The sequence below is a fragment of the Streptomyces sp. NPDC029292 genome (assembly GCF_055569295.1).
Genome location: NZ_JBVHXR010000022.1, coordinates 58,615 through 74,695 on the forward strand (window position 1 = coordinate 58,615; position 16,081 = coordinate 74,695).

A 16,081-nucleotide genomic window follows, 5' to 3' on the forward strand; every position below is an offset into this window, starting at 1 on the left:
CGCAGTTTCTGACGGTCCGTTAGATTCAACTCGGATTCTACGACCCGTCAGATACCTGGCGGCAAGCCCCCGGGGAGGACTCATGTCACTGCCGGACGAGTTCCACGACATCGCCAAGCGCGTGAACAACTGGGGGCGTTGGGGGTCCGACGACGAGATCGGGACCCTCAACCTCATCACCGACGAGGTCGTGCGCGAGGCCGCCGCCACCGTGCGCACCGGCCGCCGCGTCCCCCTCGCCCTCCCGCTCCAGCAGGACGGAGTCCAGACCGGGATGATCCCCGGACGGGTCAATCCGCTCCATGTCATGGTGCAGATCAACCAGGAGATCTTCGGCCCTGGCACCGTGGCGTGCAGCGACGACGCCGTGACCATGGGGCTCCAGGCGGCGACCCACTGGGACGCGCTCACCCATGTCTCCCACTCCGGGAAGCTCTACAACGGCCGCCCGGCCGGCTCGATCACCCCGCACGGCGGAGCCGAGTTCAGCGGCATCGACAAGCCGCGGCACATCGTCTCGCGGGGTGTGCTGCTCGACGTGGCACGGGCGCGCGGCACCGACCGGCTCGATGGCGGGCATGCCGTGACACCCGAAGACCTCGACGCGGCGGAGGAGTTGGCGGGCACGCGCGTACGGTCCGGCGACATCGTGCTGGTACGGACGGGGCAGGTCCAGGTGTATCTCGCGGGCGACAAGCAGGGGTACGGGTATCCGTCGCCCGGTCTCTCCGTGCGCACCCCGGAGTGGTTCCACGCGCGCGATGTCGCGGCCGTCGCGAACGACACCCTCACCTTCGAGATCTTTCCGCCGGAGATCGAGGACCTGTGGCTGCCCGTGCACGCGCTCGACCTGGTCGAGATGGGGATGCTGCAGGGCCAGAACTGGAATCTCGAAGAGTTGTCCACAGCCTGTGGACAAGAGCGGCGCTACACCTTCCTGCTGTCGGCGATGCCCGAACCGTTCGTGGGCGGCACGGGGACTCCGGTGGCACCGGTCGCCCTGCTGTAGGCATCTGCGGACATAGATGCTGCAGGCGCCTTGCGGACATGGGTCGGCTGGCGGCGCGCCTCCCCCACTCTCGACTGCGCTCGAGCGGGAGGTGCCCCCACCTCGCCCCGAGCACGGCACCGCGCGCCGCCATCCGGCTCCGGCGCACCCACCCTGCCCCTCTGACCCCGTAGGAGCCGACGCCGAATCGCGACCCGCACTCGCCGAGGGCTCCCGTCACCGGAACCCTCGCCGTCCCCTCGCGGCGAATCGCTGAACACAAGCGTGATCAAACGGACACGCCACGTCAACACCCGGTCGGGGATTTATCACTTATCGAACGATTTGCGGCGGCGCGCACAGAAGCACGTCCCGGCGCACTCAGCCGCAGCCGAGGCCCCGTGAACGGAGTTCGTGCATACATGCGCGAACTCGTGCGCCCAGCCCGGCACTCGGCCCGACAGGACCTGCCGCCCTAGACGGCCTCGTACGCGAAGTCCTCGTACGCCGGATACGCGACCGCCGGCGTCGCACCCGGCGTACAGCGGTCCACCTCGCACCAGATGCGCTTGCCCGCACCCTCGAGATTCCAACCCCAGCGGTCGGCGAGGCCGTCGACAAGTTCCAGGCCGCGGCCGTTGGTCTCGTCGCCCTCGGCGTGCCGGGGGGTCGGGGGCCGGGCGCTGGAGTCGGCCACCTCCAGGCGGACGGTGGCGGCCTCGGCTCCGCCCTGCAGACACAGCCGCAGCACGGCCGGACAGCCGGTGTGCACCACGGCGTTGGTGACGAGTTCGGAGACGAGCAGGATCAGCGTCTCGGCGAGCGGTTCATCGGCCCCTATCCCGGACCCGGCGAGCCGCGAACGGGCCCACCTCCGGGCTCGCCCCACCTCCGCGGGATCGGGCCCGATCTCCAGCTGCACTTGAAGCACCTGCACCGCTCACACCATCCGAACCGGCGGACACATCGCCTCGCGCCTCACAAGGGCCACGATCGTAGCCATTTTCTGCATGGCCAGAACAAGGATCACAGAACGTGATTTCCTTGCGAGACAGCATGGTTGACGTACAGTCACCCCAACAAGCGCTTCGGGCATATTCCAGCGCGAAGGAGTACGCGTGCGGCATACTGTGCGACGCTCGCCACGGGGAGTCGAACAGGCAGGCGCGGGGGTCCGCCCTGCCTTGCGAGCGGCGTGCATCGCCGCGTCCGGAGCCGCCTCAGAGGCAACACCGGGATGGCTCAGTCTCGGAACCACTCGCATCCCACACAAGGTACCGGAGCACGGCGCCGACTCCAGGCCGTGACAAGTCACGCGTAGGACACAACCCGATATCAACGCTCTGTAATTCCGGTATGCCACGATCCGCGACATTCGCCGGGCGCTTCCCGGACCTTCCCTGTACAGAGCCCCTTTAGGCCCCTTGGGTCAGCAGGTCGTCGGCCAACACATGCTCACTCTGTGTGGCGCCGCCCGTACGTTGTGTCCGCAGCCACGCCCTCTTGAGGTACAGATGGACGTCGGACTCCCAGGTGAAGCCCATGCCGCCGTGCACCTGGAGGCAGTCGCGGGCGCCGCGCACGGCGGCCTCGTCGGCGAGCAGCCGGGCCGCCGCGACGTCGAGCGGGTCGGCGGACACGGCGGCCGCGTACACGGCCGCGCGCGCCACTTCCACCCGCACCAGCATCTGCGCGCACAGGTGCTTCACCGCCTGGAACGCCCCGATCGGCTGCCCGAACTGCTCACGCGTCCGGGCGTGTTGCACGGCCAGCTCGCAGGTACGGGCGGCGGTGCCGAGCTGTTCGGCGGAGGTGAGGAGCGCGGTGAGCAGTGCGGTGAGGAGTACGTCCCCGGCGGCGGCCCGCGTGGCCAGGGGGTCGCCCGCCGGAGAAACGGAAGCGGGCACCCGGTGCACCGGCGTCAGCGGATCCACCGACCGCAGCGGCTCGGCGCCCGCCGCGTCCCCCCGTACGACATCCGCCTCCGCCAGCCACTCCACCAGCCCCCCGTCGACGGCGGCCACCACCACCTCCCCGGTGGCCGCCCCGTCCACCACGCCCGCCGCGAGATGCGTCGCGATCAGTGGTCCGGGGAGCAGCACCCGCCCCGCCTCCTCGAAGGCCAACACCGCCTCGGGGAGCCCGAGTCCGACCCCTCCGTCCGCCTCCGGCAGCCGCAGCGCGAAGAACCCGGCCTCGCCCAGCTCGCGCCACAGCGCCCGGTCGAGACCCGGCGGCTCGTCGTCCACGGCGGCCCGCAGCCGGTCGCGACCGAAGCGGGCGGTCAGCAGTTCCCGCACGCCTGCCTTCAACGCCCGCTGGTCGTCGCTCAGTTGGAAGTCCACGGGGAAGACGTCACCGTCCCTTCGGAAGGCCCAGGATCCGCTCGGCCACGATGTTCTGCTGGATCTGCGAGGTGCCGGCCGCGATGGTGTACGACAGGGACGAGAGCCGGTCGAGGGTCCACTCCCGCTCCAGGTCGAGGGCGTCGGGACCGAGCACCTCGGCGGCGGCGTCGTACAGCTCCTGGCGCGCGTGGGAGTACCGCAGCTTGAAGACGGACCCGCCGACGCCGGGCACTCCCCCGGTCCTCTGCGACTCGCTGACGTTCCACTGCGTGAGCCGCCACAGCGCGCGGAACTCGGCGTTGAGCCTGCCCAGCCGCCGCCGGAGCACCGGATCGTCCCAGCGGCCGTTCTCGCGGGCCTCGCGGGCGAGTTCGCCGAGCACCCGGCGGCAGGCGACGACCTCTCCGACGAAGGCGGTGCCGCGCTCGTACGACAGGGTCACCATGGTCACGCGCCAGCCGTCGTTCTCGGCGCCGACGCGGTTGGCGACCGGTATGCGCACCTCGTCGAGGAAGACCTCCGCGAACTCGGTGGAGCCCGCGAGCGTGCGCAGCGGCCGGACGGTGATCCCCGGCGCGTCCATGGGCATCGCGAGCCATGAGATGCCCCGGTGCTTGGGAGCGGTGGCGTCGGTCCGGACCAGCAGCTCGCACCAGTCCGCGACCTCCGCGTGGGAGGTCCAGATTTTGGACCCACTCACTACGTAGTCGTCGCCGTCCCGCCACGCGCGCGTGCGCAGTGCCGCGAGGTCCGAGCCCGCGTCCGGCTCGCTGAAGCCCTGGCACCAGACCTCCTCGCCGCGCAGCACGGGCGGCAGCCAGCGCGCCCGCTGTGCGGCGGTCCCTTCGGCGGCGATCGTCGGCCCGGCGTGCAGCAGCCCGACAAAATTGGCCCCCACGTAGGGGGCGCCCGCCTTTTCGGTCTCCTCCAGGTAGATGAGGTGCTGGGTGGGGGTGGCGCCCCGGCCGCCCGCGTCGACGGGCCAGTGCAGCCCCGCGTACCCGGCGTCGTACAGCATCCGCTGCCAGCCGAGGTCGTACGCCCGTCTGCCCGGCCAGTCGTCGGGCGACGGCTTCGGGGGCAGCGACGGGAGCACCTTGGCGAGCCACTCGCGCAGTCGCGCCCTGAAGTCGTCCTCTTCAGGGCTGTACGCCAGATCCACTAGAGGTCCAGATCCAGCATGCGGATCGCGTTGCCGCGCATCAGCTTGTGGATGGTCTCGTCGTCGAGGCCCTTCACATGGTCGAGGGCGACCTCCTTGGTGTGCGGGAAGGTCGAGTCGACGTGGGGGTAGTCGGTCTCGAAGGTGGCGTTGTCGCGGCCGACCACGTCCAGGGACGCCACGCCGTGCTTGTCGCGGAAGAAGCAGCAGAAGATCTGCCGGTAGTAGTACGTCGACGGGGGCTCGGGAATGAGGTCGCGGACCCCGCCCCAGGCGCGGTGCTCCTGCCAGACGTCGTCGGCGCGCTCCAGGGCGTACGGGATCCAGCCCATCTGCCCTTCGGAGTAGGCGAGTTTGAGCGCCGGGAACTTCACCAGCACGCCGCTGAACAGGAAGTCCATCATCGAGGCCATCGCGTTGTTGAAGCTGAGCGAGGCCTGGACGGCGGGCGGCGCGTCGGGTGAGGCGGCGGGCATCTGGCTGCTGCTGCCGATGTGCATGTTCACGACCGTGCCGGTCTCCTGGCAGACGGCGAAGAACGGGTCCCAGTAGCCGGAGTGGATCGACGGCAGCCCCAGGTAGGTGGGGATCTCCGAGAAGGTCACGGCCTTCACGCCCCGGGCCGCGTTGCGCCGGATCTCGGCGACCGCCAGGTCGATGTCCCACAGCGGGATCAGGCACAGCGGGATCAGCCGGCCTCCGCTGCCGCCGCACCACTCCTCGACCATCCAGTCGTTGTACGCCCGCACGCAGGCCAGGGCCACTTCCTTGTCGTGCGCCTCGGCGAAGGTCTGGCCGCAGAAGCGGGGGAAGGTGGGGAAGCAGAGGCTGGCCTCGACGTGGTTGAGGTCCATGTCCTTGAGGCGCTCGACGGGGTCCCAGCAGCCGGGTCGCATCTCCGCGCGCGTGATGCCCTCCAGCGTCATCTCGTCGCGGTCGAAGCCGACGGCGGCGATGTTGCGCTTGTACGGGAACTTGAGGCCCTCGTAGATCCACCAGTCGGTGGGCGGCCCTTCCGGGTCCATGGTGATCCGGTACTTGCCTGCGATGTAGGCGAGTTCACCGATTCCGGCGGTGAGGGGTTGCGGCCCGCGCTCCCGGTACTTCCGCGGCAGCCAGGTCTCGAAGAGGTGCGCGGGCTCGATCACGTGGTCGTCGACGCTGATGATGCGGGGCAGTTCGGTCATGGTTCCCCTCCGCCTGGTACATATCTGATGACCCGTCAGATTCATGTCCACAAGCAGGCTAGCCCCGCGCCTATGGACCGACAAGGCGGTGAGCCCTACGCTCTGCCCACGATCTGACTATCCGTCAGCTACAGGGGGCATGAAGTGACCGACTCCGCACACGCCCTTGGTGCCGCGCGCACGCTCTGGGAACTGGTCGTCCGTCGCGCCGACCTCACCCCCGACCGGCCCGTCCTCCTCCAGGACGACCGCTCCCTGAGCTTCGGCGAGCTGCGCGACCGCGCCGAGCGGGTGGCGGCGGGCCTGTACGACATGGGCGTACGCCCCGGCACCGTGGTCGCCTGGCAGCTGCCCACCCGCATCGAGACCGCGCTGCTGTCCTTCGCGCTGGCCCGCCTCGGCGCCGTACAGTCACCGGTCATCCCGTTCTACCGCGACCGCGAAGTCGGTTTCGCGCTACGGGAGTCCAAGGCCGAGTACTTCGCCGTACCGGGCGAGTGGCGCGGCTTCGACCACACGGCGATGGCGCGGCGGCTCGGCGCGAAGGGCGTCTTCGAGGCGTACGACATGCTGCCGGACGGCGATCCCTCCGTGCTCCCCTCCCCGCCCTCCAACGGCACCTCGGTCCGCTGGATCTACTGGACCTCGGGCACGACCTCGGATCCCAAGGGAGTCCTGCACACCGACCGTTCGCTCATCGCGGGCGGCTCGTGTCTCGCCCACGCGCTGCACCTGTCCGCCGCCGACGTGGGCTCGATGGCCTTCCCCTACGCGCACATCGCCGGGCCCGACTACACGGTGATGCTGCTGCTGTACGGCTTCCCCGCCGTCATGTTCGAGCAGTTCGCGCTGCCCGCCGCCCTGGAGGGCTACCGCACACACGGGGTGACGGTGGCCGGCGGCTCCACGGCCTTCTACTCGATGTTCCTCACCGAGCAGCGCAAGCAACCCGGTCGCCCCGTGATTCCGACGCTGCGGCTCCTCGCGGGAGGCGGGGCGCCCAAGCCGCCCGAGGTGTACCACTCCGTCGTACGGGAGATGGGCGTGCAGCTCACCCACGGGTACGGGATGACCGAGGTCCCGATGATCACGATGGGGTCGCCGGACGACACGGTGGAGAACCTGGCGACGACGGAGGGGCGGCCGCCGGAGGGGATGGAGATACGGATCGTGGACGGCGAGGTACGGCTACGGGGGGAAGCCGTCTGCCAGGGGTATCTGAACCCGGAGCAGACCGCCGAGGCCTTCGACGCGGACGGATTCCTGATCACCGGGGACGTCGGGCACCTGACCGACAGCGGGCATCTGGTGCTCACCGGCCGTCTGAAGGACGTCATCATCCGCAAGGGCGAGAACATATCGGCGAAGGAGATCGAGGATCTGCTGCATCAGCACCCGGGGGTGGCCGACGCGGCGGTGATCGGGCTGCCGGACGCCGAGCGCGGGGAACGGGTCTGCGCGGTGCTCGAACAGCCGCCGGGGGCCGAGGAGCTGACGCTGGCGGCCGTGACCTCGTATCTGCGCGCGGAAGGGCTGTCCGTGCACAAACTGCCGGAGCAGGTGGAGGTGGTGGACGGCCTTCCGCGCAACGAGACGCTGCGGAAGGTGCTCAAGTACAAGCTGAGGGAGCGCTACTCACAGAGGTTCACTCAGGCACCGTGATGTTCATCAGGCACCGTGCATTCGCTTGGGCACGTGAATTCACTCAGGCACCGTGAAGTAACGGGCGAACGCGCTCACGACCTCCGCCTCGCCGATCCGGCCGTCGGTGTCCGTGTCGAGGGTCGCGGCAGCGACGGCGGCGATGTCCTCGCTCACGCCGAGGGCCTTGAGGACGCGCGCGGTCTCGTCGACCGTGGCCGAGCCGTCCCCGTCGGTGTCCGCGACGGCGAGGGCGGCGTGCAGGAAGGGGCGGGCGATCTCGGCGAACCGCTCGGGGTTGTCACGCAGCCGCTTCACCGCGCCGCTCACGAACTCCTCGCGCGTGATCCGCTGGTCGCCGTCCCGGTCCGCTATCCCTGCCATGCCCTGCCAGAACGCCTCGGCGCCGACGTACAGGTCCTGGCCCTTGTCCGACCGGGCCGTCGTACCGAACTCGGCGAGGACCGCCTTGGCAGCGGCGCTGAAGTCCTCCCGGTCGATATAGCCGTTGCCGTCCTGGTCGAAGCCGGCGAACCGGGCGGCAATCCTGCGCTCGTACTCGGTGCTGACCATGGTGTGTTCGGACCGCCTTACATCTCAGCCGGACTCTCCGCCGGACTGGGGGTTCATCTGGGACGGAGCGTACGACGCCGGTGCCACCCCGGGAGCGGGAAAACGACGGTTGTACCAAGACTGCGGGAATTCTGGGACAAGTGTGTGGCGTTGCGTCGCGGACCGGGTGAGGGGCGTCACGCCGAGGTCGCGCCGAGGTCGTGCCCGCGCCGCGCCGGAACGGGCGCGCCTCCTCGTCGGGCGTCACGCCGACAGGGGGCGCGACTCCTCGTCGGGCGTCACGCCGACAGGGGGCGCGACTCCTCGTCGGGCGTCACGCCGACAGGGGGCGCGACTCCTCGTCGACGGCCGTGGTGACGTCCGGATAGACGTCGAAGAGGCGGCGGACACCGAGGGCCGCGAGGACACGGTTGACGTGGGAACCGTCGACGGCGCCCTGGGAGGGCAGGATCAGGCGCAGTCTGCCCTGGCAGGAGCGGATGAGGCGGCGGGTGGCGATGAGGACGCCGACGCCGCTGGAGTCGCAGAAGAAGACCTCGGAGAGGTCCAGGACGAGACTGTGGCGGCCGTCCGCCACCGCGTCGTGCACCCGCTGGCGCAGCACCGGCGACGTCACGAGGTCCATCTCGCCCGACACCCGCAGCACGGACCAGTCGCCCTGTTCGCCGTCGGTCACCCTGAGCGTCACCGCCACGCCTCTCGCTCGCCTCGCCCACCGGAAACGGAAGCAGTTCCTACGCTTCCTATCAGCGCGGCTGCCCCGCCGTCGTTCCATGAAACACCGGTCCGCGAAAGAAGAAACGCCGGTCTACGGTCGAAAGTGCTTGATTAGCGAGCTATTTCGGTCGCATATCATCTGGCATCGATCGGTTCTGGTCGGGTATGTGATGCGCTTCTACCATCCATGGCCCGTCCAGGAGCGCACATTGGCGCAAAGGGGCGTGCGCTGTCGGACGTGCCGACTACATTCGAGACAGCTGTGCACACACGCTGGACCGCAGCAGCGCACACGCTGGACACAGGGACAGGCGCCGGGCACGACCAGGGGTGAGGGGGCCGCATGGCGAAGAAGGACGCACCGCCCCGCTGGGACCGCAAGATGCAGCAGCGGCTCTCACGCGGGGAGGCGGCGGCGCTCGGTGAGTTCTACGACCGGTTCGCTTCGCTCGTGCACGGCCTCGCCCATCGTGTGCTCGGAGACGAGCGAGCTGCCGACGGCATCACGCGCGAAGTGTTCGCCCACGTCTGGGAGAACCCCGACGCGTACGACCCCAAGCAGGGCCCGATGCGTTCCTGGGTCGCCGCACTGACCCACCGCCTCGCCGTGCAGCGGCTGCGCACGACCGAGACCGCCGCGCTCGCCCGGGGCGGCCAGGGCTCCACCGAGGAGCTGGAGCGGAAGGTGCGCAGCGCGTCCGTTGCCGCCCGCGCGGACTACATCGTCACGTCGATGCCCGCCCCACTGCGCGCCGCCCTGGAGCTCGCCTACTTCCAGCGCCGCGACTACCGCCAGGCCGCCGCCGACCTCGGCGTCACCGACGACGAGGCCCGCCGCCGCCTCCGCCTCGGCCTCCAGCTCCTGTCCACCGCCCACGACACCGGCTCCTCCGGGGTACCGCCCGAATACGGGGGTGCGCGGTGAACGGAGGCGCGGACCGGTTCAAGGAGTACGACGAGCGGAACCAGGAGGGGCGCGAGGGGCACGAGGGGCACGAGGGCAAGGACGGCGAGGAGCAGCAGAAGCCGTACGAGGAGCAGGCGGGCGTCGACGATCGTATGGGCCCCCAGGGTGCGGGCGTCGGTCCCGGAGCGGACGCCGATCGCGGGCCGGACGCCGGGTCCGCGGGGCCGCCCCGGGGACCCGGCGGGCCCGAGAACGGCGACGGTGCTGAGCCGGGGCCGGAGAAACCCCCGCGCATACCTCTGCCGCGTTCCTCCGTCGAGGACACCGGGCTGCCGCTGCCCGAGCCGGTCGCGCCTCTCGAGCCGGTGGCGTCTGCCGAACCCGTCGCGCCTTCCGAGCCCGTCGCGGCTCCCGAACCCGTCGCGGCTCCCGAACCGGTGCCGCTCGTCCTTGAGCACCGGGTACTGAAGGCGCTGCTCGGCGCGTGGGCACTGGCCGCCTGCTCGGCGGAGGAGACGGCGGCCGTCGAGGAACACCTCGGGGACTGTGGCTCCTGCGCGGACGAGGCGCTGCGGCTGCGCGAGGCGGTCGGGCTGCTGCACCGCCCGGAGAGCCTCGACCTCGACCCGACGCTGCGCACCAGGGTCCTGGCGGGCTGCCTCGACCGGCGCCCGCCGCGCATCCCGGTGCCCGAGTGGGCAGCTCCGTACGACGCGGAGACGGCGCGGCTCGACGCGCTGCTCCAGGACATAGGCGGCGCCGAGTGGCACGCGCCCGTGCGGCTGCGCTGGTTCGAGGGCGACGGGCCGGTGAGCCGTCGTACGACCGTCGCCGGGGTCATCGCCCATCTGCTGAGCGTCGACGGCCTGGTCGCCGTCGCCCTCGGCCTGGAGGACCCGCTCGACTCACCCTCGGACGGCCCGACTCCGCAGGCCCGCACAGAGGCGTACTGGCGTGCCTCCCACTTCCCGCCCACCCGGTCCGTACGCGAGCCCTGGCGGGAACAGAGCCACAACCTCGTCCGTACCGTGTCGTTCGCCGGCGGCGGCTCCGGGCGCCTGCCCGTGCCCTACGGCGGCTTCGAGCTGCCGCTGCGCGACTCCATGCTGGACCGGGCCTTCGAGTGCTGGGTCCACGCGGGGGACATCGCGGATGCCGTGGACTACCCGTACGAGCCGCCCGCACCGCGCCATCTGCACCGCATGATCGACCTCGCGGCCCGGATGCTGCCCGGCTCCCTCGCCGAGCGGCGCCGGGCGGGACTCTCCGCCGCGCCGCCGCGCCATCTCGTCCAGGCGGGTGCGTCCGGGCGCAGTCTGCGCCTGGAGATCGAGGGCTCCGGGGGCGGCGAGTGGCTGATCCCGCTCGACTCACCCGGCGCGGTCGGCTCCGCCGAGCGTGAGGTGGCGCATGTCGCCCTGGACGGCGTCGAGTTCTGCCGTCTGGCGGCGGGACACGTGTCCCCCGAGGAGGCGGCTGCCGGGCAGGACGGGGACCGGGAGGCGATCCGGGATGTGCTGTTCGCCGCGGCGTCACTGAGCCGGATGTAGATCTTCAGCCCGTCCGGCGTTCGAGGACGAGCGCGCAGCGCGATACAGGGGTCTGGGGGCGGAGCCCCAGGTACGGGAAGGGCAGGGGCGGAGGGGGCGAAAACCCCTCACGCCCGCACCCCCACGCACCTCTACGCGAACACCACCGTCCGCCGCCCGTTCAGCAAAATGCGCCGCTCCGCATGCCACTTCACCGCGCGCGCCAGCGCCTGGCACTCCACATCGCGCCCGATGGCGACCAGCTGGTCGGGGGTCACATCGTGGCCGACCCGCTCGACCTCCTGCTCGATGATCGGCCCCTCGTCGAGGTCGGCGGTGACGTAGTGCGCCGTGGCGCCGATGAGCTTCACGCCCCGGGCATGCGCCTGGTGGTACGGCTTCGCGCCCTTGAAGCTCGGCAGGAAGGAGTGGTGGATGTTGATGATCCGGCCGCTGAGCTGCTTGCAGAGATCGTCCGACAACACCTGCATGTAGCGGGCGAGGACGACGAGTTCGACGTTCTCCTCGCGGACCAGCTCGAGCAGCTCCGCCTCGGCCTCCGCCTTCGTGTCCCTCGTCACCGGAATGTGCCGGAAGGGGATGTCGTACGAGCCCACGAGCTCGGCGAAGTCGGTGTGATTGGAGACCACAGCGGCGATCTCGACGGGCAGCGCGCCGATCCGTGCGCGGAAGAGCAGGTCGTTCAGGCAGTGGCCGAACTTGCTGACCATGAGGACGACCCGCATCTTGTCCTCGGCCCGGTGGAGCTGCCAGTCCATGTGGAAGGAGTCACCGATCGCCGCGAAGCTCGCGCGCAGCTTGTCCACGGTCACCGGCGCCTCCGCCGAGAAGTGGACCCGCATGAAGAAGAGTCCGGTGTCGCGGTCGCCGAACTGCTGACTGTCCTCGATGTTGCAGCCGGTCATGAAGAGGTAGCTCGACACGGCGTGCACGATTCCCTGCTTGTCCGGGCAGGCGAGGGTCAGGACGTACTGCTCGGCGGCGGGCGCGGCCCCGCGGACGGACTGCTCATTCATGCAGGACAGGGTCCCATACCACCCGCCCCCGACGAATGCCCGTCCGCCAGACGGACCCCCGCGATGACCGGATGGATCCCGCCGTGATGCCGGGACGGACCCCGCCATGACGCGCGGCCCGGTCCAGCGTGATGCCCGGCCGGCCCCCGCCACGATGCCCGGACGACCCCGCCGTGACGCGGGGCCCGGTCTACGCGGACCGCGTCAGGATCCGCAGCACATCGAGCGTCCGTGGCGGGGTGTCGGGATCCTCCCCGTCGCTCGCCGCGAGGCGCACATGCGCGTCACGGGCGGCCCGGACGGCCTCCGGCCACGCCTGGTGGTCGAGGTAGGCGGAGACGGGCGCGTCGGGCCCGACCTGGTGCATGATCCGCAGGACACGGAGCACCGCGGAGTCGACGAGCGCGGCCTCCTGGGAGTCCCGGAAGATCGTGCCGACGTATTTCTCGGCGGACCAGTTGTCCAGCCAGGTGTCCTCGACCAGGCGGTACACGGCGTCGGTGACGTCTCCGTACCCGTCGACGCCGGCGAGCCAGACGTCACGTTGGAAAGCGGGGTCGGAAAGCATGTGCAGCGCGGAGCGCACATTGCTGCGCCAGCGCCACCACGGCATGTCGTTCAGTGGCATGCCGCCCATGGTGGATGAGCGACGGCCGCGACGGGAAGAGTTCTCCGAACCTTGCACGGTCACCGATCGTACGTTCCCGCCGAAAAACAGATCATCGGCCCCCGCAATTCACCTCTGCGTCACCCTTCGTTGACCACGGGTCACACCAGGGTTAGTGATGTGACGGAATCGTGCGTGTCCATGACCGGCAGGCGACGCACGCGCACCAGCTCACCCGTCCTCCCCCGGCCCGTCAGGGCCACGCTGCTGTCCGCGGGCGCGCTGGCCGCGTGTGCGTCGATCGCCATCGGATGTGGGGTCGTGCCCGGAGTCACGGGGGGCTCCGGGGACGACCCCATCACCGTCATGACCTGGGCGCCGGAGAAGACCGCCGCGACCAACAAGCCCGGCATGCCCGCCATGGCGAAGGCCTACGCGCGCTGGGTCAACGCCCACGGCGGCATCAACGGCCACCCGCTCAAGGTCCTCACCTGCAACGACGACAACGACTCGGTGCAGGCCGCGCGGTGCGCCCGGCGCGCGGCCGAAGAGAACGTCGTCGCGGTCGTCGGCTCCTACAGCCAGCACGGCCGCTCCTTCCTCGCGCCACTGGAGAACGCGGACATCCCGTACATCGGCGGCTACGGCGTCACCGACGACGAGTTCACCAGTCCCCTCTCGTACCCCGTCAACGGCGGCGAGCCCGCCCTGCTGGCCGGTCTCGGCCAGCAGCTCGGCAAGGCCTGCGGCCCGGTCGCGCTCATACGTCCCGACTCCATCGCCGGCGACGAGCTCCCGGTGCTTCTCGACTCCGGCCTGAAGTCGGCGGGCCACGCGGCCGCCGCGGACCAGCGGGCCGCCGAGGACGCGACCGAGTACTCGCGGCAGACGCAGCAGGCCCTTGAGCGCGTGACCTCCGACACGCTGACGCAGGGCTGCGTGGTGCCCGCGCTCGGCGACCGTACGGACACCTTCATGGACTCCTTCCGGCGCGCCAAGGACGACTACCCGAACGTGAGCATGGGCACCGTGCTCGGCAGCGTCGACCAGTCGCTGATCGACGCCACCGGCGGCAAGTCGAGTCCGTACGAGGGCTCGTACGTCACCGGCTGGTACCCGAACTCGAACGACGCGCGCTGGAACGCGATGCGCAAGGTGATCAAGGAGGAGGCCTTCGACGACAACCGGATCGACCCCGCGGACCCCGGGGTGCAGACCACGTGGATCGCCTACACCGTGCTGAAGGCGGTCGTCGAGTCGATCGGCGACGGCGAGGTGACCGCGCGCACGATCCGGCGGGCCCTCGACAACGGTCTCAAGGTGAACACGGGCGGGCTCACCCCGACGCTCCGCTGGCGTTTCGAGGACCTGATCGCGGCCCGCGACTTCCCCCGCCTCATCAACTCCGACGTCACCTTCCAGGTCGTACGCCAGGGTCAACTGGTGTCCGCGCGGCGCGGGTTCGTCGATGAGTCCAAGACGCTGGAGAACGCGGACTGAGGCCCGGGTGGACCGGGGGACCCTCCGGTCCCCGCGGTCCCCGGGGGGCTTACAGCTGGGTGCGCGAGCGCTGCGTCAGTCCGTACGTCGACGCGATGGAGTTCCACAGCTTCGCGGCTTTCTCCTTCTGAACGGACGCGGTGCCGCTTGCCCGGTCGCCCGCCTGTCTCTGGCCCGTGGTGCGGGCCTGGCCCTTCCTGCAGCCCTTCTTACCGGCGGCCTGGTCGGCCCAGGCCGCGTAGTGGTTGTCGGCCGACGCGGACGCCTTCCAGGCACTGGTGAGCGATGCGGTCAGCGCGGCGTGGTTCGGGAGCTTGTCGACGGAGAGCCCGGCGAGCCGGGTGACGAGCTCGCCGCGCTGCTTGGCCGCGTCGCGCAGGTCACTGGCCGCCTGGCCCAGGTTGTTGCACGCCTTCACGTTCGCCACGGCATTGATCACCGAGTCGCGGCTGCTGGTGCTGTCCGCCAGGAGCTTGTCCAGCTCCACAGCCTGCGCCTTGACCGGGTCGGCTGACGGCGACGCCGAGTTGTTCGTGGCGGGGGCCGTCGCCGAGACGGTCTTGCTGTCGCCGTCGCTGCCGCTGTCGTTGTCCTCTCCACCGCCGCTGAGCAGGGCGCCGGCGCCGATGCCGAGCACGGCGATGCCGATGCCGACGGCGGCGATCAGCGGGACGCGCGAGCGGTTGCGGCCACCGCGCCCGCCACCGCCTCCGTCACCGTCGCCGTCGAACGCGCCGCCGCGCCGTGCGGCGGCCCGGCCGCCGGGGGCCCCGGGCGCGCCCTGCGCGCCGTAACCGTTGTGCGCCCCTTGCGGGGCTTGCGCGCCGTACGGAGCCGACGGGTCGAACCGCGGCATCTGCTGCGTCGACGCGGGCCCCTCCGGTTCACTGCGGAACAGGTTGTCGAACTCCGCCGGGGGCTGCCGGTCCTCCGGCGCGCCGGGACGTATCCCGTACGGCGCCTTGGTCGGCTGCGCGGGCACCGGAGCGATGTACTGCGTCGCCTCGGCGTCGGAGTTCGCGGCAGGCGGCAGCGGTCCGGCGGCCCCGGGCATGGGCCCGGCACCGCCCTGCGGCGCCCGCCCCAGGAACTGCGTCGCATCCGGCGCCACCTCCGGCGGCAGCGCACCCGGGCCCACCGGGGGGATGTACTGGGTCGCACCCTCGTCGGGCGCGGAGGCCGCGGCGGGCGGAATGTACGGGATGTACTGCGTCGCACCCTCGTCGGCGGCCGGTGCGGCCGGAACCGGCGGTATGTACTGCGTCGCGCCGTCGGCGGCGGCGGGCGGCAGCGGCGCGGGCCGCGCGGCGGGCGGCAGAGAGGGCGAGGATCCGGCGGCGCCGTACCCGTCCGCTCCCTGCGGGACGGCGTTCCCGGCATGCGGAGGCTGCTGCGGAAGCTGCTGGCCCAGCGCCGGGTATCCACCGTCGGCGGGCGGCAGGGAGGGCGCGAGGCCGGGAGCGCCGGGCGCCTGCTGCGGCGCGAAGCCCTGCGGCTGCGGGACCCCGTGCGGGCTCGGCAGCTGGTAGCCCCCGTTCTGCGCCGGCTGTTCCCAGCCCGGTCCCGGGTGGGAGGTGCCCCAGCCCTGTCCGGGCTGCGCGTCGGGGGTGCCCCAGTCCGGAGCGGGGGCGGTGGACTGGGGCGGCTCGGCGGCCCCCCAGGTCTGTGTGCCGTCCACCGGCGCTCCCCAGCCCTGTCCGGGCTGCGCGGCGGGGGCGGCCGGCTGGTCGGGGCCCCACGGCTGGCCCCAGGCCTGGCCGCCCGCCGGGGCGGTACGGTCTCCCGTCATACCCGGCAGCAGCGGTTCGCCACCGTCGGAGGGCAGCACGATGCCTTCGCGCGCGGGCTGCGCCGAGGGCTCCTCGCCCTGTCCACTCTGCGTCAC

14 protein-coding genes are annotated in these 16,081 nt (G+C 71.1%); 5 read left to right on the forward strand and 9 right to left on the reverse strand.

From position 1 onward, the window contains the following. Positions 1-82 precede the first annotated feature (82 nt). Positions 83-1,009: a cyclase family protein gene (locus tag ACZ4WS_RS37525; protein ID WP_467987439.1), complete on the forward strand. Its 927-nt coding sequence runs from the start codon at positions 83-85 to the stop codon at positions 1,007-1,009. A gap of 454 nt (positions 1,010-1,463) precedes the next feature. Here the strand turns inward: ACZ4WS_RS37525 and ACZ4WS_RS37530 are convergent, their stop codons facing one another. The 4 genes from ACZ4WS_RS37530 to ACZ4WS_RS37545 form a co-directional block, all read right to left on the reverse strand. Next, positions 1,464-1,925, reverse strand: coding sequence for an ATP-binding protein (locus tag ACZ4WS_RS37530; RefSeq protein ID WP_467987441.1), 462 nt, complete (start codon positions 1,923-1,925; stop codon positions 1,464-1,466). A 478-nt stretch (positions 1,926-2,403) separates the two neighbouring features. Further along, entirely contained in the window at positions 2,404-3,333 is a 930-nt protein-coding gene (locus ACZ4WS_RS37535; protein ID WP_467987442.1) for an acyl-CoA dehydrogenase family protein, read from the reverse strand. Positions 3,334-3,343: 10 nt separating this feature from the next. Further along, positions 3,344-4,498 carry an acyl-CoA dehydrogenase family protein gene (locus ACZ4WS_RS37540; protein ID WP_467987443.1) on the reverse strand — a complete coding sequence of 385 codons (1,155 nt, stop codon included), beginning with the start codon at positions 4,496-4,498 and terminating at the stop codon, positions 3,344-3,346. Next, positions 4,498-5,685, reverse strand: coding sequence for an amidohydrolase family protein (locus tag ACZ4WS_RS37545; RefSeq protein WP_467987445.1), 1,188 nt, complete (start codon positions 5,683-5,685; stop codon positions 4,498-4,500). The genes ACZ4WS_RS37540 and ACZ4WS_RS37545 overlap by 1 nt, the downstream gene beginning before the upstream one ends. A gap of 144 nt (positions 5,686-5,829) precedes the next feature. Here ACZ4WS_RS37545 and ACZ4WS_RS37550 point away from each other — a divergent pair, with 144 nt between their 5' ends. Beyond that, positions 5,830-7,347: a class I adenylate-forming enzyme family protein gene (locus ACZ4WS_RS37550; RefSeq protein WP_467987446.1), complete on the forward strand. Its 1,518-nt coding sequence runs from the start codon at positions 5,830-5,832 to the stop codon at positions 7,345-7,347. Between the two features lie 39 nt (positions 7,348-7,386). Here the strand turns inward: ACZ4WS_RS37550 and ACZ4WS_RS37555 are convergent, their stop codons facing one another. Together ACZ4WS_RS37555 and ACZ4WS_RS37560 are read right to left on the reverse strand one after the other, a co-directional pair. Next, complete coding sequence (locus tag ACZ4WS_RS37555) at positions 7,387-7,899, reverse strand: EF-hand domain-containing protein (protein ID WP_467987448.1); 513 nt, start codon at positions 7,897-7,899, stop codon at positions 7,387-7,389. A gap of 313 nt (positions 7,900-8,212) precedes the next feature. Further along, positions 8,213-8,593 carry an STAS domain-containing protein gene (locus ACZ4WS_RS37560; RefSeq protein WP_467987449.1) on the reverse strand — a complete coding sequence of 127 codons (381 nt, stop codon included), beginning with the start codon at positions 8,591-8,593 and terminating at the stop codon, positions 8,213-8,215. 366 nt (positions 8,594-8,959) lie between these two features. Here ACZ4WS_RS37560 and ACZ4WS_RS37565 point away from each other — a divergent pair, with 366 nt between their 5' ends. Both ACZ4WS_RS37565 and ACZ4WS_RS37570 read left to right on the forward strand, forming a co-directional pair. After that, positions 8,960-9,541 (forward strand): sigma-70 family RNA polymerase sigma factor, encoded by a 582-nt coding sequence (locus ACZ4WS_RS37565; protein WP_467987450.1) that lies wholly within the window; start codon positions 8,960-8,962, stop codon positions 9,539-9,541. Between the two features lie 134 nt (positions 9,542-9,675). Continuing rightward, a complete protein-coding gene (locus tag ACZ4WS_RS37570) occupies positions 9,676-11,073 on the forward strand; it encodes a maleylpyruvate isomerase N-terminal domain-containing protein (protein WP_467987578.1) in 1,398 nt (465 codons plus the stop codon). Positions 11,074-11,204: 131 nt separating this feature from the next. Here the strand turns inward: ACZ4WS_RS37570 and purU are convergent, their stop codons facing one another. Together purU and ACZ4WS_RS37580 are read right to left on the reverse strand one after the other, a co-directional pair. Beyond that, a complete protein-coding gene (gene purU, locus ACZ4WS_RS37575) occupies positions 11,205-12,089 on the reverse strand; it encodes a formyltetrahydrofolate deformylase (protein WP_467987451.1) in 885 nt (294 codons plus the stop codon). A 190-nt stretch (positions 12,090-12,279) separates the two neighbouring features. Beyond that, the gene (locus ACZ4WS_RS37580) at positions 12,280-12,780 is read right to left on the reverse strand and encodes an SCO4402 family protein (protein WP_467987453.1); all 501 of its coding nucleotides are present in this window, start codon (positions 12,778-12,780) and stop codon (positions 12,280-12,282) included. Positions 12,781-12,897: 117 nt separating this feature from the next. Between ACZ4WS_RS37580 and ACZ4WS_RS37585 the strand changes: the two genes are divergently transcribed. Next, entirely contained in the window at positions 12,898-14,196 is a 1,299-nt protein-coding gene (locus tag ACZ4WS_RS37585) for an ABC transporter substrate-binding protein (protein WP_467987454.1), read from the forward strand. Positions 14,197-14,245: 49 nt separating this feature from the next. Here the strand turns inward: ACZ4WS_RS37585 and ACZ4WS_RS37590 are convergent, their stop codons facing one another. Next, the gene (locus ACZ4WS_RS37590; RefSeq protein WP_467987456.1) at positions 14,246-16,081 is read right to left on the reverse strand and encodes a hypothetical protein; all 1,836 of its coding nucleotides are present in this window, start codon (positions 16,079-16,081) and stop codon (positions 14,246-14,248) included.